We start from the raw sequence: 16,951 nt of genomic DNA on the forward strand, positions 1-16,951 counted from the left end.
TTCTTTAAATTAGTCATATTGAAAATTCTTTTAAACCCGGCCTATGTTCCGGATATAGCTACTTTTTCTGTTATTGCCCAGCATGGGATTTGTTGGGAGGTACAGGATAATTTCCAAAAACAGACGTATAGAAACCGCGCCTACATTTGTAATGATAGGGGAAGGCATATGCTAAGTATACCTATTAAACACAGGGGTAAGGATCAGGGCAGGCAGAAATATAGTGAAGTAATGTTGGACAACACTTATGAATGGCAACGACAGCATTGGAGGACCCTTAAAACGGCGTATAGAACATCGCCTTTTTTTGAGTTCTATGAAGATGAAATAGCTCCGCTTTATGAGCGTCAATACGAGTATTTGTTGGATTATAATTTATTGACCATAGAAACCATTTGTAATTGTTTACAGATGGATATGCCAACAGAAAGGACCGTAATTTATGAAGATAGTCCGCAAAACCTAGTTGACGGGAGGTTTTTAGTAAATGCTAAAAACAAGCTGAATTTTGAACAGGAAGAGTACAATCAGGTTTTTTCCGATAGAAATGAGTTTTCCAAAAACACTAGCATATTGGATTTACTTTTTAATGAGGGTACCAACGCGCTAAGTTACTTAAAGAGTCAAAAACTAAGTTTTATAGATGCTTAGATTCATCATGCATTACGGCATTCATTTTTTGGTGCCTATTTTTATTGGGTGGTACTTTTATAAGGAATACCGTTTAAAGGCTATTCTTATTTTATTGGCCGGTATTGTTATAGATATAGACCACTTGCTGGCAACCCCCATTTTTTCTCCGGACCGCTGTAGTATAGGGTTTCATCCACTCCATAGTTATTGGGCCATAGCAGCCTATTTTTTGCTTTTTTGTTTTAAAAAGACCCGAATTTTTGGATTGGCCTTGTTGATACACATTTTAGCGGATGCCACGGATTGTTTTTTCCTATTTCAATCGAAATGAAGCCATAACCGGAAAATGGTCCGAGAATTTTTCGTCAAAGTTTTTATGGCCCGTAACTTCAAAACTGGAATCGGCCATAATAAAATCAATACGAATAGGAATCATTAAAAAGTTATACGTACGGCCATAACCAGCCCCTTTTTCAATAAACGTATCCTGCATTTCACCTATGATAGTATGATACACCGACGAGAATTGAGTGTTGTTAAAGTCGCCGCAGACCAAGGTTCTATAAGGACTCTTTGCTTTATGTTCCGCTATGATTTGTGCTTGTTGCTGTTGCCTTTTAAAGGCATTGGTTACTCTACGGTATAATCTCTCGGAAGATTGTGAGCGCAAAACTCCTGTACCTGGAGTAATTCCTAAGGATTGCATGTGTAAATTATAAATCCTTAGGGTGTCGCCTTTATAGAGAATATCGGCATAGGAACCATTATTTATGCTATTGGGGAAGTTTATGATTTCGGCCTTAACAATCGGATACTTAGAAAATATACCCATATGTATTTTATCTCCTGTAGGTATCCTTTTAAGAAAATGGTAGGGGTAGTTTAAATAATTTGCTTCCATATCATACCCTACTTCTTGGAAGGAAATTATATCTGGGTTTTCCTGTTTAATTAATTTCTCTATCTCTTGTGGTATACTGTCATTGTCTATATCTCTGTTACTATTGAATCTGCGTACGTTATAGGTCATCACCTTTAACTCGTCTTCTTTAAAATCAGTGGATTCCGATGATAATTTTATAAAAGTACCCAAAGCAAAGTACCCAAAAATAAGAACGAACAAAGAAGTGAAAGCCTGTTTTTTAAGGCCTAACAACCAGTACAAGAAAAAGAGAGTGTTAACTACTACCAATACAGGTACGCCCAAGCTTAAAATGGATAAAAAAGGAAAAAGCTCTAGGGATAGGTAAGGGACAGCACATGCCAGTAAGAGCACAAAGGCAAAAATGATATTAAAAAAGAAAACAATTTTATTAAAGAATGAAAGTCCCTTCATACGCTAGTCTTCCTTTCCAGCCTTGAATAGAAAATCTTTCTCCGCTTTTGAAAGACTTTCGTATCCGGATTTGCTGATTTTATCCAAAATGGCATCAATCTTTTTTTGATGGGTTTGCTTATCGTGGTTGGCTTGTTTGGTAGCTGTTTTTTGCTTGTTTTTATAAACGGTTTTCATAGGTGCTTTCTTTTCACTTTTTTTGAAAAGATTGGCTATACCATCAATTAAGCCGGCAAAACCCTCACCAATATCTCTGCCATTATAAAGTTGTCGGGCATACATATATCCTAAAAAGGCACCACCCAAATGGGCAATTCTTCCTCCAATGTTCCCGCCCATAGGAATTTGAACTAGATCCATTAACACAACAAACAAACCAATTTGCCAAAGCTTTACGTTAAAAACAAAAAGACGTACTTCTTGATTGGGAATGTAGGTGCAAACAAATATAAGTACCGCCATTACTCCCGCGGAAGCACCAATAAGAGAAGCATTAACGCTTATTAGCGTCGGGAAGATGTTATAACTCAAAAGAAATAAAAGGCCGCCTAGAATAACCCCTAAAAAGTAGATGTTTAAGAAGCGTCTACCGTCAAAAAGGTTTAGTAGAATACGGCCGGACACGTACAATACATACATGTTCCAGAGAATATGAAAAATGCCACCGTGTAAAAAAGAGTAAGTGATAATGGACCACGGCTGCATTAAAAAGTCGAAAAAATCCTTGGGCAGGGCAAACCAGTTTTCAACGCTAGGGCTAATTAGCGCTGTAATAAGCCCCATAACGATAAAAACGATAACGTTAATGGCTATGAGCTTTTCGGAAACGCTCAACCGTGAATATTGATATTTTAAATCTCCGTTTGTCATCTTAGTTCCAGCGGTTGTTGTTAAACTGATTCTTCTTCCAGTACCACATCATCAAAAAACCGAACAAAGCGCCCCCAATATGGGCGAAATGGGCAATGCCTTGGCCAAAAAGACTATACCCGGTTACTCCGGAAAATAAATCCAATCCTATTAAAATAGGTATAAAATATTTGGCTTTGACCGGTACAGGAATGAACATCAAGAAAAGCTCACTATTTGGGAACATCATCCCAAAGGCTACTAAAACACCATAAATGGCTCCAGAAGCTCCTACTGCGGGTGTGTTATAAGCTGATAGAAAATTATCTATGGTACTTTTTGATGCAATATTGTACCAATCCGGGCTGTACTGGCCAGATGATATAATCTCCATAACACTACTCTCGGTCATGCCGCTATTCACCAAAGCTTGCATTCCCTCGTTAAAGTAGTAGTAGTTCACCCCTGTATGAATCAAAGCAGAACCCAGACCAGCGGAAAAATAGAAGAAAAGAAACTTATTGCGTCCCCACATTTGTTCCAATGGCGTTCCAAAAGCCCATAAAGCGTACATGTTAAAAGCAATGTGCATAAAGCCACCGTGCATGAACATATGTGTTACGATCTGGTAGATGGCAAAGTTCTCGTTTTTTGGAAACCACAACGAAAACCACTGGTACATCTGATCACCATAAAGAGAAGTTGCCACAAAAAACAGAATGTTTATTATGAGCAGGTGTTTTATAGCTTCGGTCAATCTTCCCATCTAAATAAATTTTTTATCAATGTCATTTTCGGTAATGGTGATGTATACCGGTTTATTAAACGGACTAACCATTGCTTCCTTACAGGCGAACAAATCGTTTACAAGGGCAATTTGGGAGGCGTTGTCCAGCATCTCCCCAGTCTTGACCGCCAATGTTTTTGCCAATGTTTTAGACAGTATGTCCGTATGGGAGAAACTCTCTTCCGTTATTTCTTGTTGGTAATCTGAAATAAGCTGGTCCAATATCATGCCAACTTCACTTTCGGCCACCAGAAGAGGAACACCTGTGACGGTAATAGTTTCATCTTCTATTTTTTCAAAAATGAATCCAATAGACGTTAAAATATCTTCAATTTCTTTAAGCGCACTAATTTCGGTATGTGAAAAGGAAAGCGTCAAAGGGAACAATAGTTGTTGGCTAACCGCTTGTTTTACAGTGCTGTTCTTTAAGAATTTTTCGTAAAGGACTCTTTGGTGCGCCCGACTTTGGTCAATTACCACCATACCGGATTTTATAGTGGTTACAATATATTTTCTTCTAATTTGAAAGGTGGTAGTAACTGTTTCTGCTGTTTCTTTTTCGCCCTCAAAAATAGAACCGGTAATTGTGTCAGATTCAAAACTGATGCTACCAAGGTTTTCATCCGTACCCATTTTTGATTCTAAACCAACATACAAGCTTTCCCAGCTTTGGGTATTTGGTTTTTGATAGCTACGCGATGGAGCAGGCGAAGCTGTATTTTTTGTTTCCTGAAAAGGGTTAAACCCTGCGTCTACCGTAACTTTAGGCTGTACTACAGACTTATCCTTGAATTCATAAGGTGTCTGTAAATTTGGGTCGTGTTCAAAATCTAGCGCAGGGGCAACGTTAAACTGACCTAAGCTATGCTTTACCGTAGACCTTAAAATAGCGTACAGGCTATGTTCATCATCAAACTTAACTTCTGTTTTAGTGGGATGAATATTTATATCTATTGAGCCCGGATCAACCTCTAGGTAGAGAAAATAGCCAGGATGACAATCTGATTTTATGAGTCCTTCAAAAGCCGCTACCACTGCGTGGTGTAAATAAGGACTCTTGATAAACCTGTTATTGATAAAGAAAAATTGCTCCCCACGGCTCTTTTTGGAGAATTCGGGCTTGGTTATAAAACCACTTATCTTTACAATGGGCGTTTCTTCTTCAACGGGAACCAACTTTTGATTGGTTCGTGTACCAAAAATATTGACAATACGCTTGCGGTAATTGTCCGAAGGAAGGTTAAATATTTCACTTCCGTTATTATAAAAATGAAAGGCAATACTAGGGTGTGCCAAGGCAACACGATGAAACTCATCTGTAATATGTCTTAACTCTACCTGATTACTTTTTAAAAAGTTACGTCTGGCAGGGATGTTAAAAAACAGGTTCTTTACGGCCATAGACGTACCCTTGGGTGTAACGCTGGCTTCCTGAAATATAATTTTACTGCCCTCAATTTTTAGATGGGTGCCCAGTTCCTCGCTCTCGGGCTTGGTTTGCATCTCAACATGGGCAATTGCTGCAATTGAAGCTAAGGCTTCACCACGGAACCCTTTGGTGTTCAAATTAAAGAGATCTTCTGCCTTTTGTATTTTAGAAGTGGCGTGCCGCTCAAAACTTAATCTAGCATCCGTAGCACTCATGCCCATTCCGTCATCTACAACTTGGATAAGGATTTTTCCGCCGTCTTTTATAATTAATTTTATAGAGGTAGCCCCGGCATCTATTGCGTTTTCCAATAATTCCTTTACGACTGAAGCAGGACGTTGAACCACTTCACCCGCTGCAATCTGGTTCGCAACATGGTCCGGTAAGAGTTTTATGATATCTGCCATTAGTTAGGGAAGAATATAGAGAGGTCAAAATCGATAATATAAAGTACAATCAGTACGAGAATGGCCAAAATAACTGCCATGCGTATTTTTAGATTGGTATCGCCTTGACGCTTTATATCGGACATGGCACTACCAACCTTTCCCTTTAAACCTCTGGCGGGATTTAATGTACTTCGGTATTGGTCAAATTTTGGTTCAATTTTAAACGGACTGCCTTTACCCTTGTCGTCATAATAACGAGGGGTGTATTCAAATTTCTTGCTCCGCTTTAAGCGTGTGAATTTACTTAGCATTCCCATGAACCTCAAAGTTACTTAAAATCAAAAAATATGCCGTGTTACCGCTGCCAAAATTTGTTAACAGCGCATGAGATACAGCATTTTCGGGGGTAAAATGTTACCTAATCCATAAGGATATAAGGTAATTATCTGTTTTGCCATTGTGGACAGGACAGACTTTTTGCAAAGAAAAAGGACAATGAAAATTTGTAGAGGCTTGGTTCTAGGTAATTATTTTCCCAAGCTGGCCATCTGAATAGCAGCAATAGCGGCCTCTGTACCTTTGTTGCCATGCTTGCCTCCACTGCGCTCTCGTGATTGTTGGATGTTGTTATCCGTCAACACACAGAATATCACAGGTGTATCCAGTTGTACGTTAAGGTCTTTAATGCCTTGAGCTGTAGCGCTGCAAACAAAATCAAAATGTTTGGTTTCACCTTGAATAACACTTCCAATAGCAATAACGGCATCTACTTCTTGGGTAGTGGCCATTTTTTTGCATCCAAAAGTCAGCTCAAAACTACCCGGCACATCCCAGCGTAAAATGTTGGCTTCTGAGGCTCCACAATCCAAAAGGGCTTCAACGGCACCAGCGTATAGCCCTTCGGTAATTTCTGTATTCCATTCAGAAACAACAATCCCAAACCGAAGATTTTTCGCGTTTGGGATTTTAGTTTTATCGTAAACTGATAAGTTTTTGTTTGCCGTAGCCATTAATTGTTGGTTTTAGCCATTCCTATAAAAGCATCAACAGTACGTGCTTCATCAGAAGATGAATACTCATCTTTAATTCTCTGGAAGTACTTAAGGGCTTTATCGTTCTGGTTCAATTCTAGAGCCGTAACACCCGCTTTGTACAAGAATTTAGGAGTTGTATAGTTGTTGTTGCTGTGAGCAATAGCTTTGTCATAGTAACCTAAGGCATCTTCTGGCTGACCTAGTTGCATGAACGCATCACCAAGACCACCTTTTGCCAATGCACCAAGAATATCGTCTTCTGAACTAAAGTCCTCTAGATGCGAAATAGCCTCTTGGTACTTTTGCATGTTCAAATACGCCATACCTGCAGAGTAGTTTGCCAAGTTGGCCGCTTTTGTTCCGCTGTATTCATCTATGATATCAAGAAAACCGTATTTTCCTTCCGCGCCGTTCAATGCAAGGGTGTATAAAGAATCCTTAGCTGTTGGGCTGTTAAGGGCTTGGTCAAAATATTGCTGAGGGTAGTACATTTCATTGGCAGCGTTAGTTTCTTTGGGTTTCTCTACAAATTGGGCATACGCCAAATATCCAAGAACACCAACGGCTATAACACCAATGATACCTAATATATAATTCTGGTTGTCAGCAACCCAAGCTTCGGTTTTGGAGGCACTTTCATCTAGTGTACTAAAGACTTCTGCAGTTGCGCTTTCTTGCTCTGTAACTTCTTGCTCTTCCGCTTTATCTTTTGGTTTAAAACCACGCTTCTTATATGTTGCCATTTTCTAATTTTATTGGTGGCGCAAAAATAAAGGTTTTATCCAAAACCGAAAGGGTATTTATTCGTTATTTTTGAGGTTTGTATATCAAGTACCGTCAAATCTGGAATTATTGCACATGTTTTTAAAGAAATTATCCCTGATTAATTATAAAAACTTCGATTCAATGGATATTGAACTCGATAAAAAAATCAATTGCATGGTTGGTCCTAACGGAGTAGGAAAAACTAATGTGCTGGATGCGGTGTACCATCTTTCCTTTGGGAAGAGTTACTTTAACCCGGTTTCTACCCAGAACATTAAACATGATGAGGATTTTTTTGTAATAGAAGGAGAGTTTGAAAAAAATGAGCGGGAAGAGAAAATAGTTTGTAGTTTAAAACGGGGGGCAAAAAAGGTAATTAAACGAAACGGGAAGGCATATGATCGCCTGTCGGACCATATTGGTCTATTGCCTTTGGTCATTATTTCACCAGCAGACAGAGATCTTATTATAGAAGGAAGTGATACCAGAAGAAAATTCATAGACGGGGTTATTTCTCAATCCGATAAGGAATATTTACAAGACCTTTTAAAGTATAACAAGGTTTTGGCCCAGCGTAACTCGCTTTTAAAATATTTTGCGGCCAACCATACTTTTAATAAGGATACGTTGGCGGTTTATAATGAACAGTTAGAAGATTATGGAACTCGAATTTTTGATAAGCGAGTGGCATTTTTAGAGGCATTCATCCCTATTTTTAAAGAACAGTATATAGCTATATCCGGAGGTCATGAAGAGGTGTCCTTAAGTTATGAAAGTAAGTTGCTCAATGAAGGTTTATTGGCACTTTTGGAAAAATCCGTTGAAAAGGATAAAGCCTTGCAGTATACATCCGTTGGGGTACACAAAGACGATTTAGGCTTTGAAATTTCAGGGCATCCTATTAAGAAATTTGGTAGCCAGGGTCAGCAGAAATCTTTTTTGATTGCTCTAAAATTTGCTCAATTTCAATTTATAAAAGCCCGTTCAAAAACAACGCCTATTTTATTGTTAGATGATATTTTTGATAAATTAGACGAACATAGGGTGTCACATATCGTAGCTTTGGTGAACAATGAAAATTTTGGACAGATCTTTATTAGTGATACGCATGCGGAACGTACCGAAGAAGTCGTAAAGCAGATTCACCAAACGTATAAATTGTTCAAATTATAATTAATCCGATTTTTAGAAAACGATGATGAAAAAGATAATTTTAATAGGATTTTTAGGCTTGTTTCTAGGGTGCTCTTCAGGTGTGTCAAAGGATGATTTAAACCTGTTGGACGGGTATTGGGAAATAACAAGGGTAACCTTGCCTGATGGTACCGTTAAAGAATATAAGGTGAATACCAATGTAGATTATATTTCTACGGACGGAAAAAAGGGATATCGTAAAAAAATGCAACCCAAACTAGATGGAACCTATGAAACTTCTGATGATGCGGAAGCATTTGTCATCACCCAAAATGAGAACAATTTTTCAATTGATTACAAGACCGAGTTAAGTGAGTGGTCCGAGACGTTGGTAGATTTGGACGATGCTACTTTTTCCGTAAAGAACCAAGAAGGGATACAGTACGATTATAAAAGATTTGAACCTATTTCAATCCAATAAGATGGCAAAGCGAAGAAACGAAAATATGAATATGAGCGAAGCGCTTCAGGAATTCATAAAAGAGAATAGGCTGGAAAAGGGCATGGATAAAGTAGATGCCCGCGAAGCTTGGCGCAATCTAATGGGTAATGGCGTTAACAATTATACTACGGATATAGAGCTTAGAGGCGATACACTTTTTGTGGCGTTGTCCTCTTCCGTGCTTCGTGAAGAACTTAGCTTGGGCAAATCTAAAATTGTAAAGATGCTCAATGAAGATTTGGGTAAAAACTTGGTAAAGAAACTGGTTCTAAGATAAAAACCTGTAAGCTTCAAAGGATTGATACTTACAGGTTTTCTATAAAGTTATACGGTTTTTAGAAGATCTCTCTTCCTGCAAAATGAAAGGCACCTTCAATAGCTGCATTTTCATCGCTATCCGAACCATGTACTGCGTTTTCTGCAATATCGGTAGCAAATAACTTTCTAATAGTACCTTCGGCAGCTTCGGCCGGGTTGGTTGCACCAATCAATGCACGAAAATCCTCAACGGCATTGTCCTTTTCCAAAATAGCGGCAACAATAGGACCACGGCTCATGAACTCTACCAATTCTCCGTAAAACGGACGCTCGCTATGAACGGCGTAGAACTCTTGAGCATCTCTTGTGCTAAGTTGTGTATATTTCATGGCGACGATCTTAAAGCCAGCGGAAGTTATTTTTTCCAAGATGGCACCAATGTGTCCGTTTTCAACCGCATCGGGTTTGATCATCGTAAATGTTCTGTTCGTTGTCATTGTAAAAATTTTTTGCAAAAATACGCTTTATTCAATAATCGGCAACTTTTAATAGGTTTGATGTAACTCTCCTAAAAGATTTAAGTCGTCACCCAGAATTTGCATCTGCGCTTCTTTAGTTTTAAAATTGAATTTAATTAGTCCAAAACTTTGAGTAAAAACCACTTCACCCACCCTAAACGGGTTGGTTTCACCATTGTAAGCCGTATAGGAATGTGTAAGTCCGCTACTTGTAAAATCTATTAAAGGATAGGTCAGTCCGGATACGTCCGTTTTTGAAAACTCTGAAATATGGCGATCTCCGGAGAGTACCATAACACCTTTTGCATTAGAATCTACAATAAGCTTTTTAAGTCTGTCTACTTCATGAGGAAAGTTGCCCCAAGTCTCAAAGCCGTGTTCATTGGATAGTATTTGAATACTACTTACTAGTATATTAAAGTCTGCCGCAGAGTTGTTAAGTTCTGTAGAGAGCCAGTTCCATTGGGTTTCCCCAAGAATGGTGCCCTCGCCATAGGCATTTGGTTTAGTTCGTTTTTTAGTTACAGGATCTGGGGTTAAAGCTGTTCTAAAATATCGTGTATCCAATACCAGTACTTTAATGCTTCCCTTTGGCGTATTATAGGTGTGTGCCGTATAAACACCTTTTTGGGTTCTTCGCGGATCATTTTGGTCCACTCCTAGAAAATCAAGGAACTCCTGTTGGCTCTCTTTCTTTTTTTCGAACTCAACGCCTCCATCGTTCAGTCCATAATCATGATCGTCCCAAGTGCCAATAACGGGTACCGTCTTTTTTAGTTGTTGATATCCTTTAACTGCGTTTTGTTGGGCGTACATGGAGCGTAGTCGTTTCATGTTATCCGTATCCGCATAAATGTTATCTCCTCCCCAGACCCATAGGTCGGGCTGCGTTTTTAAAACATCGTCCCAAAGTAAATTGGTTTCGTTTTGCTTATTACAGGAGCCAAAGGCCAAGGTAAAATCAGAATCAAAAGTAGAGGTATATATTTCCTTTTTAATAGGCTGCTCGTCCTGTTTTACAGTCTTGCAAGCCATAAAGGCAAACAGGGCGCTAATGGCGACACATTTATTCAACATAGAATCGTTTCAAAAACTAACAGCAAAAATAAGACTTTGCCTTCAAAGGCTATGTTATTAAATTGTATATTTGCGCGCATGAATTTGGAGTCTATAAAAGCGGTTCAGCAACTACTTTCCCAACCGCAAAAAATCGTAATCGTACCACATAAAAATCCGGATGGTGATGCCATTGGTTCAACCTTGGCTTTATGTCATTACCTTGTAAATAGGGGGCAAGAGGCCGTTGTTGTTGCACCCAATGATTATCCTAAGTTTTTGAAATGGATGCCGGGCAATGAAAATATTTTAAATTTTGAAAAACAGAATAGCCAGGCCAAGGAAAAAATTGCCGAAGCTACGGTGATTTTTACTTTAGATTTTAATCATTTGGGAAGAATAGGGCAGATGCAATCCGTATTGGAGGGCCTAACAGTGCCTTTTGTGATGATCGATCACCACCAGGCCCCATCTGATTATGCCCAGATTATGTATTCTGATGTAACTATGACTTCTACTTGTGAAATGGTTTATAATTTCATTGAGTTTTTAGGTGATGTAGATAAGATTACCTCAGAAATGGCAGACTGTCTTTACACAGGAATAATGACTGATACCGGCTCGTTTAAATTCAGGTCTACTACCGGTAGAACCCACCGTGTAGTTGCAGATTTAATTGATAAGGGTGCGGAAAACACGGAAATACATCACAGGGTTTTTGATACGAACACCCCGGGAAGATTACATCTTTTGGGCTGCGCTTTAAAGAATATGGTTATTCTTGATAAGTACAGAACGGCATATATTACGTTAAGTCAAGAAGAACTAGATGCCCATGAGTATCAGAAAGGAGATACGGAAGGCTTTGTAAATTACGGACTTACTTTAGAAGGTATTATATTTGCGGTTATTTTTATAGAGAATAAAGATGAAGGTATCATAAAAATTTCCTTCAGGTCTATTGGAGAATTTTCGGTAAACGAATTTGCAAGGGCCCATTTTGAAGGTGGTGGTCATGATAATGCTGCAGGTGGAAAAAGCGATAGGTCGCTTAAAGAAACGGCTCTTTATTTTGAATCGCTTTTAGAGAATTATCAAGAGCAATTACAAGCATGAGAATATTAAGTCTTATTTTTTTAATTATAGTAGTGGGCTGTGGAGGCCCCGAAGCAAGAAGACCTGTTGAGGTAAAGACAGGAAGCTTTTTTAAGCAATCCGTGAAACGCAGCAAAGAACTTTTGGCCAAGGAAGAGAAGTCAATGCAAGAAGTGATGGCTAACGATACATTGCACGAGTATACGCATACGGCAAGCGGGTCTTGGTTCTATTATGACGTTAAAAATGAAGAAACGGACTATACCGCCCAGCCAGATGATGTAGTGGTAATGAGCTATAACGTAGTCAGCTTAAAAAATGACACTATTTATAGCATGGACGATATAGGTACCCTTACCTATAAAGTTGATAAGCAAGATCTTTTTCCAGGTCTAAGAAACAGTGTTAAGATGTTAAAAGAAGGAGAAACGGCAACCTTTTTGTTTCCGTCTTCTTTGGGGTACGGCTACCATGGCGATAATGACAAAATTGGAATTAATGTACCGTTTAAGGTTACCTTATCCGTTTTTAAAATTCAAAAACAGAATGAGTTAGTAGAGTAGAACTTGCAAATAATCAATAAAAGTAAAATATAAACAAAGGATTAAAAACATGAAAAAAATCTATTACTTAATAACCCTAGTGGTTTTGCTATCTAGTTGTAAAAGTCAGTATGCCGAGTTGGGAGATGGCGTTTTTGCGGATATTCATACCAGTAAAGGCGATATTATTGTGAAACTGGAATATGAAAAAACACCAATTACCGTAGCAAATTTTATTACATTGGCGGAGGGTAAAAGCCCTTTTGTTACCGATAGTTTAAAAGGTAAGAAATATTATGACAGCCTTATCTTTCATAGGGTCATTAAGGATTTCATGATTCAAGGAGGAGACCCAACAGGTACTGGGCGAGGTAATCCAGGATATAAGTTTAAGGATGAGTTTAACGATTCTTTAGTACATGACAGAAAGGGGATTCTTTCTATGGCCAATTCGGGAGCGGCAACCAACGGGAGCCAATTTTTCATTACACATAAAGAGACTCCGTTTTTAAACGGAAGACACACTGTGTTTGGTCATGTAGTTGAAGGTTTGGATGTGGTAGATTCTATTGCCAACACAGAAACATCTCAAGACCCAATGACAAAAGACAGGCCAATTGAAGACGTGGTGATGAACAGCGTTGAGATTGTACGTAATGGCAAAATGGCCAAAAAATTTGATGCCGTTCAGGTCATGACCGATTATTTTGCTGAAGAAGAAGCGAAGATTGCTGTATTTGAAAAAATGAAGAGCGACTTTAAAGCTGCTCTTGAGGAACAAAAGGCAAAGGCCGAAGAATTACCTAGTGGTCTTAAGATATTGACCTTGAAAGAAGGGGAAGGGCCAAAACCTACTGTAGGTGGTCAAGTACTTGTATATTACGCCGGATTCTTGGAAGATGGAACCTTGTTCGATAGTAATTACGAAGACGTAGCAACTAAATACAATAAGTTTGACGCTCGTAGGAAGCAAGGAGGTGGCTATGAGCCAATACCAATGGAGTACAGTCCTGATGCTAGTTTAATAGCAGGTTTTAAGGAAGGACTTTTAAATATGAAAATTGGGGATAAGGCACGTATTTTTATTCCTTCGCATTTGGGCTACGGACCACAAGGTACGGGGCCAATACCACCTAGTGCAGATTTGGTATTTGATCTTGAAATTACTGGAGAGGCGGAATAAGAGTCTTTCAACAATGTACAAAACCCGCTTTATGCGGGTTTTTTTGTGAGTTTTTTATTTTGGACAAGATGCTGAAAAACCAATGAAAAGTTGGGCTAGGCTCTACAGTTAATCTATTTTTTTCCGTTTTAGGTGCAGTTCATCTAAAAAATCATAATACAAGGTAAGGATGCCCGTTTGTACAATTCATAAATAGTAATAACCCCTAAATCTTAAACCTATGAATTGGTATTTAAAAGTATTACAAAACTACGCTGGCTTTGAAGGTCGTGCAAGAAGAAAAGAGTATTGGATGTTCTTTTTATTCAATATTTTAATTGCTTACGGGTTACAAATTTTAGCAATTGTAATTGATGTTCCGGCACTTTTGTTCTTATCGGTTATATATTCACTAGGTGTTTTAATACCAGGTATAGCTGTAGGTGTAAGAAGAATGCACGATGTTGGAAAGAGTGGTTGGTTTCTACTCGTACCTATTTACAGTTTAATCTTGGCCTGTACGGATAGTGAGGCCGGAGATAACCAATATGGTCCAAATCCTAAAGTGGAAGAAGAGGCTACTTTACAGAAAGTTTAGTAGTAATTGAACAATATAGAAAAGGGTTTGCCATTTGGCAAACCCTTTTTGTTTGAAACTATTTTTTTGGAATGTCTTCTAAAATGTTCAATAGGAATTTCCAGAATTTCTGGGTAGAAGATATGCTCACGCGCTCATCTGGAGAGTGCGCTCCCAATATGGTAGGCCCAAAACTTATCATATCCATTTCAGGGTAATTCTGGCCTAGAATACCACATTCCAATCCGGCATGGCACGCGGCTACTTTGGGTTGTTCGCCAAAAAGCGATTTATATTTTTCCTCTGCTACCTTTAGAATTTTAGAATTGGCATTGGGTGTCCATCCTGGGTAAGTACCACTAAATTCAACATCAAAACGCGCAAGTTCAAAAGTGGATTTTAATGCATGTGCCAAATCCATCTTGGCGGAATCTACGGAAGAACGTGTTAAACACCCTATTTTAGCTTTTCCTTCTTTAACAAGAACCCGGGCCACATTGTTTGAGGTTTCTACCAAACCGGGTATAGTAGCGCTCATTGCGTAAACGCCGTTGTGAGCGGCATACAGCCCTTGTAATAAACGTTCTTGTGCTCCCAGACCCATGACGGTCTTTGGCAATTTTATGGATTTAAAAGATACTTTTAGATTGGGTTCTAAGGTGTTCAGTTCTTTCTGTATAACCTGTTCAAATTCTTTGACGGTCTTCTCAAATTCTTCACTTTGTGATTTAAGGATAACAATTTTGGCCACACTTTCTCTAGGAATGGCATTTCTAAGGCTGCCTCCATCAATTTCTGCAATACGCAGCATGAAAGAGTTGGATGCGCCGTAAAGGAGACGGTTCATTATTTTATTGGCATTCCCCAGTCCCTTGTGTATTTCAATGCCACTATGGCCTCCGTTTAATCCGTTTACGGCAATTTCATAACCTACGGTGGCACGCGGTACAGATTTTTCATTATACTTTCTGGTTGCGGTAATATCTATTCCACCGGCACATCCAATATCCAGTTCATCATCTTCTTCGGTGTCTAGGTTTAGAAGTATTTCACCTTGTAAAACACCACCTTCAAGACCCATAGCGCCGGTCATTCCGGTTTCTTCATCAATTGTAAAAAGAGCTTCCAATGGAGGGTGAGCAATGTTTGAACTTTGTAACAAAGCCATAATTGCTGCAACGCCCATGCCATTGTCCGCACCAAGGGTAGTTCCACGGGCTTTTACCCAGTCTTCCTGAATAAACATCTCAATACCTTGTTCGTCAAAATCAAAGACGGTGTCATTATTTTTCTGGTGTACAATATCCAAGTGCGATTGTAGGGTAACGGTAACCCTATCTTCCATTCCCTTGCTAGCTGGCTTTCTTATAATAACATTGCCAACCGCGTCCTTAAAGGTTTCCAGATTAAGGGATTTGCCAAAATCTAACATGAATTGTATAACACGTTCCTCTTTTTTTGATGGGCGGGGTACGGCATTTAAGTCCGCAAACTTGTTCCAAACCTCCTTAGGTTCTAATTCTCTTATAGCTTCGTTCATGTGATGTTATATTTTTGCAAAAATACGGAGTCAAAAATTGGTATGGACGATATTTGGTTAATTTTGGCTTTATGTATGTCATACGGATGCTGTTCATTTTTTTAAGCGTTTCAGTATGATGGTTTTGCATTAAACATAAGCTTTTGAAAAATAAATTAAGAAACGGGATTGCCTTGAGTTTGCTTCCTCAAATTCTTTTGGTGGCGTGGTTAGGGGGCAAACCGGAGATTGTAGAGACGTACTACAGTAACGGTATTTATCCCGTAATCAGTCAGTTTTTTAGAATTCTGTTTGGATGGGTTCCTTTTTCGGTGGGTGAAATTCTGTATGTGTTACTTATAGTTTTGGGAATCCGGTATCTTTATGCAAACCGATTAAAGATTAGAAAGTTTCCATTTCAGTTTTTAAGAAACGTGGTAGTAGTGCTTTCTGTTTTTTATTTCACTTTCAATTTGGTTTGGGGGTTAAACTATTACCGAAAACCCATTGCCGAGAATTTTGCCATTCGCGATAGTATACAAACGCATGAGGTTATTGATTTGGCCGAAGGGTTGATAGTAAAGACAAATCAACTTCAATTTAATTTGACATCGGATAGTACAAAAAGAGTACAGGTGCCATATACCCGCAATGAGATTTTTGATAAAACGGTGAATGGGTACGAGCAGTTACAGGAAGAACTTCCATTTTTGGAATATGACCACCGTAGCCTTAAAAAATCTATGTTCAGTACCTTGGCAAGTTATATGGGAATTGGTGGGTACTTAAACCCTTTTACCAATGAGGCTCAAGTAAATGCACTAACCCCTGAATTTCGTTTTCCCGTAGTAAGCGGTCATGAAGTTGGACATCAAGTGGGGTACTCCAAAGAAAATGAAACCAATTTTATTGGTTACTTGGTAACGGTGAAGAATGATGATCCTTACTTTCAGTATTCGGCATCGGCTTATGCCCTTAGTCATTGTTTAAGTGCTATACGCCGCACGGACAAGGAGAAGTTTGATGAACTGTATGCTAAAGTGAATGTTGGGGTACAAGAAAATTATAGGGAGCTGTACGAGCACAATTTGGAATATGTAAATCCTTTTGAACCCATTTTTAAGTCGGTCTTCAATACCTTTTTAAAGGCCAATCAACAGAAAGACGGTATAAAGAGCTATAGTAAAATAGTACAATTAATGGTGGGTTATCATGAGAAATACCCCATCTAGCAAAATAGTGAACAATACAATTTTTACATTTTTACTTTTGGTTTAACGTGCATTTCTGAATATTAATTAAGAAAAAATGTGATTTTATAAGGATTGACCTTGTAATTGTTATATTATTTTTTGATTCAAATCTC

The 16,951-nt window shown here is 38.6% G+C and carries 20 protein-coding genes; 10 read left to right on the top strand and 10 right to left on the bottom strand.

Annotated features, from left to right (window positions below; all coding sequences use genetic code 11):
• Window positions 1-18: 18 nt before the first annotated feature.
• Window positions 19-651 (top strand): WbqC family protein, encoded by a 633-nt coding sequence (locus Q4597_RS10765; protein WP_303406215.1) that lies wholly within the window; start codon window positions 19-21, stop codon window positions 649-651.
• Window positions 644-964 carry a DUF6122 family protein gene (locus Q4597_RS10770; RefSeq protein ID WP_215439838.1) on the top strand — a complete coding sequence of 107 codons (321 nt, stop codon included), beginning with the start codon at window positions 644-646 and terminating at the stop codon, window positions 962-964. Before Q4597_RS10765 ends, Q4597_RS10770 begins: the two co-directional genes overlap by 8 nt.
• Here the strand turns inward: Q4597_RS10770 and Q4597_RS10775 are convergent.
• From Q4597_RS10775 to Q4597_RS10805, 7 genes are all read right to left on the bottom strand, one after another.
• A complete protein-coding gene (locus Q4597_RS10775; protein WP_303406216.1) occupies window positions 947-1,969 on the bottom strand; it encodes an endonuclease/exonuclease/phosphatase family protein in 1,023 nt (340 codons plus the stop codon). The two genes, Q4597_RS10770 and Q4597_RS10775, sit on opposite strands and share 18 nt — an antisense overlap.
• Before the next feature lie 3 nt (window positions 1,970-1,972).
• Window positions 1,973-2,839, bottom strand: a complete 867-nt coding sequence (locus tag Q4597_RS10780) for a rhomboid family intramembrane serine protease (RefSeq protein WP_303406217.1) — start codon at window positions 2,837-2,839, stop codon at window positions 1,973-1,975.
• Between the two features lies 1 nt (window position 2,840).
• Window positions 2,841-3,584, bottom strand: coding sequence for a rhomboid family intramembrane serine protease (locus Q4597_RS10785; RefSeq protein WP_303406218.1), 744 nt, complete (start codon window positions 3,582-3,584; stop codon window positions 2,841-2,843).
• Entirely contained in the window at window positions 3,585-5,441 is a 1,857-nt protein-coding gene (gene mutL, locus Q4597_RS10790; protein WP_215439846.1) for a DNA mismatch repair endonuclease MutL, read from the bottom strand. It abuts the gene before it with no gap.
• Window positions 5,441-5,740, bottom strand: coding sequence for a riboflavin synthase subunit beta (locus Q4597_RS10795; protein WP_303406219.1), 300 nt, complete (start codon window positions 5,738-5,740; stop codon window positions 5,441-5,443). The genes mutL and Q4597_RS10795 overlap by 1 nt, the downstream gene beginning before the upstream one ends.
• Before the next feature lie 210 nt (window positions 5,741-5,950).
• Window positions 5,951-6,433 carry a 6,7-dimethyl-8-ribityllumazine synthase gene (ribH, locus tag Q4597_RS10800; RefSeq protein ID WP_303406220.1) on the bottom strand — a complete coding sequence of 161 codons (483 nt, stop codon included), beginning with the start codon at window positions 6,431-6,433 and terminating at the stop codon, window positions 5,951-5,953.
• Window positions 6,433-7,200 carry a tetratricopeptide repeat protein gene (locus tag Q4597_RS10805; RefSeq protein WP_215439852.1) on the bottom strand — a complete coding sequence of 256 codons (768 nt, stop codon included), beginning with the start codon at window positions 7,198-7,200 and terminating at the stop codon, window positions 6,433-6,435. The genes ribH and Q4597_RS10805 overlap by 1 nt, the downstream gene beginning before the upstream one ends.
• Window positions 7,201-7,315: 115 nt before the next feature.
• On the opposite strand from Q4597_RS10805, the gene recF reads away from it, so the two are divergent.
• The 3 genes from recF to Q4597_RS10820 are packed head-to-tail and all read left to right on the top strand — an operon-like array spanning window position 7,316 to window position 9,135.
• Window positions 7,316-8,395, top strand: coding sequence for a DNA replication/repair protein RecF (gene recF, locus Q4597_RS10810; protein WP_303406221.1), 1,080 nt, complete (start codon window positions 7,316-7,318; stop codon window positions 8,393-8,395).
• A gap of 22 nt (window positions 8,396-8,417) precedes the next feature.
• Entirely contained in the window at window positions 8,418-8,837 is a 420-nt protein-coding gene (locus Q4597_RS10815) for a hypothetical protein (RefSeq protein WP_303406222.1), read from the top strand.
• A 1-nt stretch (window position 8,838) separates the two neighbouring features.
• Complete coding sequence (locus Q4597_RS10820; RefSeq protein ID WP_215439858.1) at window positions 8,839-9,135, top strand: DUF721 domain-containing protein; 297 nt, start codon at window positions 8,839-8,841, stop codon at window positions 9,133-9,135.
• A 58-nt stretch (window positions 9,136-9,193) separates the two neighbouring features.
• Here Q4597_RS10820 and Q4597_RS10825 read toward each other — a convergent pair whose 3' ends face one another.
• A complete protein-coding gene (locus Q4597_RS10825) occupies window positions 9,194-9,613 on the bottom strand; it encodes a nucleoside-diphosphate kinase (protein ID WP_289039788.1) in 420 nt (139 codons plus the stop codon).
• Between the two features lie 48 nt (window positions 9,614-9,661).
• Window positions 9,662-10,711 (bottom strand): alkaline phosphatase D family protein, encoded by a 1,050-nt coding sequence (locus tag Q4597_RS10830; RefSeq protein ID WP_303406223.1) that lies wholly within the window; start codon window positions 10,709-10,711, stop codon window positions 9,662-9,664.
• Window positions 10,712-10,789: 78 nt separating this feature from the next.
• On the opposite strand from Q4597_RS10830, the gene Q4597_RS10835 reads away from it, so the two are divergent.
• From Q4597_RS10835 to Q4597_RS10850, 4 genes are all read left to right on the top strand, one after another.
• Window positions 10,790-11,806 carry a bifunctional oligoribonuclease/PAP phosphatase NrnA gene (locus tag Q4597_RS10835; protein ID WP_215914232.1) on the top strand — a complete coding sequence of 339 codons (1,017 nt, stop codon included), beginning with the start codon at window positions 10,790-10,792 and terminating at the stop codon, window positions 11,804-11,806.
• Entirely contained in the window at window positions 11,803-12,348 is a 546-nt protein-coding gene (gldI, locus tag Q4597_RS10840; protein WP_303406224.1) for a gliding motility-associated peptidyl-prolyl isomerase GldI, read from the top strand. The genes Q4597_RS10835 and gldI overlap by 4 nt, the downstream gene beginning before the upstream one ends.
• 49 nt (window positions 12,349-12,397) lie before the next feature.
• Window positions 12,398-13,510 (top strand): peptidylprolyl isomerase, encoded by a 1,113-nt coding sequence (locus tag Q4597_RS10845; protein ID WP_303406225.1) that lies wholly within the window; start codon window positions 12,398-12,400, stop codon window positions 13,508-13,510.
• A gap of 220 nt (window positions 13,511-13,730) precedes the next feature.
• Window positions 13,731-14,087: a DUF805 domain-containing protein gene (locus Q4597_RS10850; protein ID WP_303406226.1), complete on the top strand. Its 357-nt coding sequence runs from the start codon at window positions 13,731-13,733 to the stop codon at window positions 14,085-14,087.
• A 58-nt stretch (window positions 14,088-14,145) separates the two neighbouring features.
• On the opposite strand, the gene Q4597_RS10855 is transcribed toward Q4597_RS10850, so the two are convergent.
• Window positions 14,146-15,606, bottom strand: a complete 1,461-nt coding sequence (locus Q4597_RS10855) for an aminoacyl-histidine dipeptidase (protein WP_303406227.1) — start codon at window positions 15,604-15,606, stop codon at window positions 14,146-14,148.
• Between the two features lie 143 nt (window positions 15,607-15,749).
• On the opposite strand from Q4597_RS10855, the gene Q4597_RS10860 reads away from it, so the two are divergent.
• Window positions 15,750-16,817, top strand: coding sequence for a DUF3810 domain-containing protein (locus Q4597_RS10860; RefSeq protein WP_303406228.1), 1,068 nt, complete (start codon window positions 15,750-15,752; stop codon window positions 16,815-16,817).
• Window positions 16,818-16,951: the final 134 nt, after the last annotated feature.

Source organism: Zobellia sp. 1_MG-2023 (assembly GCF_030549125.1).
Classification (GTDB): domain Bacteria; phylum Bacteroidota; class Bacteroidia; order Flavobacteriales; family Flavobacteriaceae; genus Zobellia; species Zobellia russellii.

Excerpts from the sequence above, each read along its gene's own strand:
- Q4597_RS10835 (WP_215914232.1), top strand. The coding sequence starts at position 10,790 with ATGAATTTGGAGTCTATAAAAGCGGTTCAGCAACTACTTTCCCAACCG.
- Q4597_RS10770 (WP_215439838.1), top strand. The coding sequence starts at position 644 with ATGCTTAGATTCATCATGCATTACGGCATTCATTTTTTGGTGCCTATT.
- Q4597_RS10830 (WP_303406223.1), bottom strand. The coding sequence starts at position 10,711 with ATGTTGAATAAATGTGTCGCCATTAGCGCCCTGTTTGCCTTTATGGCT.
- recF (WP_303406221.1), top strand. The coding sequence starts at position 7,316 with ATGTTTTTAAAGAAATTATCCCTGATTAATTATAAAAACTTCGATTCA.
- gldI (WP_303406224.1), top strand. The coding sequence starts at position 11,803 with ATGAGAATATTAAGTCTTATTTTTTTAATTATAGTAGTGGGCTGTGGA.
- Q4597_RS10805 (WP_215439852.1), bottom strand. The coding sequence starts at position 7,200 with ATGGCAACATATAAGAAGCGTGGTTTTAAACCAAAAGATAAAGCGGAA.
- Q4597_RS10780 (WP_303406217.1), bottom strand. The coding sequence starts at position 2,839 with ATGACAAACGGAGATTTAAAATATCAATATTCACGGTTGAGCGTTTCC.
- Q4597_RS10820 (WP_215439858.1), top strand. The coding sequence starts at position 8,839 with ATGGCAAAGCGAAGAAACGAAAATATGAATATGAGCGAAGCGCTTCAG.
- Q4597_RS10825 (WP_289039788.1), bottom strand. The coding sequence starts at position 9,613 with ATGACAACGAACAGAACATTTACGATGATCAAACCCGATGCGGTTGAA.
- Q4597_RS10850 (WP_303406226.1), top strand. The coding sequence starts at position 13,731 with ATGAATTGGTATTTAAAAGTATTACAAAACTACGCTGGCTTTGAAGGT.
- mutL (WP_215439846.1), bottom strand. The coding sequence starts at position 5,441 with ATGGCAGATATCATAAAACTCTTACCGGACCATGTTGCGAACCAGATT.
- Q4597_RS10795 (WP_303406219.1), bottom strand. The coding sequence starts at position 5,740 with ATGGGAATGCTAAGTAAATTCACACGCTTAAAGCGGAGCAAGAAATTT.
- Q4597_RS10815 (WP_303406222.1), top strand. The coding sequence starts at position 8,418 with ATGATGAAAAAGATAATTTTAATAGGATTTTTAGGCTTGTTTCTAGGG.
- Q4597_RS10855 (WP_303406227.1), bottom strand. The coding sequence starts at position 15,606 with ATGAACGAAGCTATAAGAGAATTAGAACCTAAGGAGGTTTGGAACAAG.
- ribH (WP_303406220.1), bottom strand. The coding sequence starts at position 6,433 with ATGGCTACGGCAAACAAAAACTTATCAGTTTACGATAAAACTAAAATC.
- Q4597_RS10775 (WP_303406216.1), bottom strand. The coding sequence starts at position 1,969 with ATGAAGGGACTTTCATTCTTTAATAAAATTGTTTTCTTTTTTAATATC.
- Q4597_RS10845 (WP_303406225.1), top strand. The coding sequence starts at position 12,398 with ATGAAAAAAATCTATTACTTAATAACCCTAGTGGTTTTGCTATCTAGT.
- Q4597_RS10785 (WP_303406218.1), bottom strand. The coding sequence starts at position 3,584 with ATGGGAAGATTGACCGAAGCTATAAAACACCTGCTCATAATAAACATT.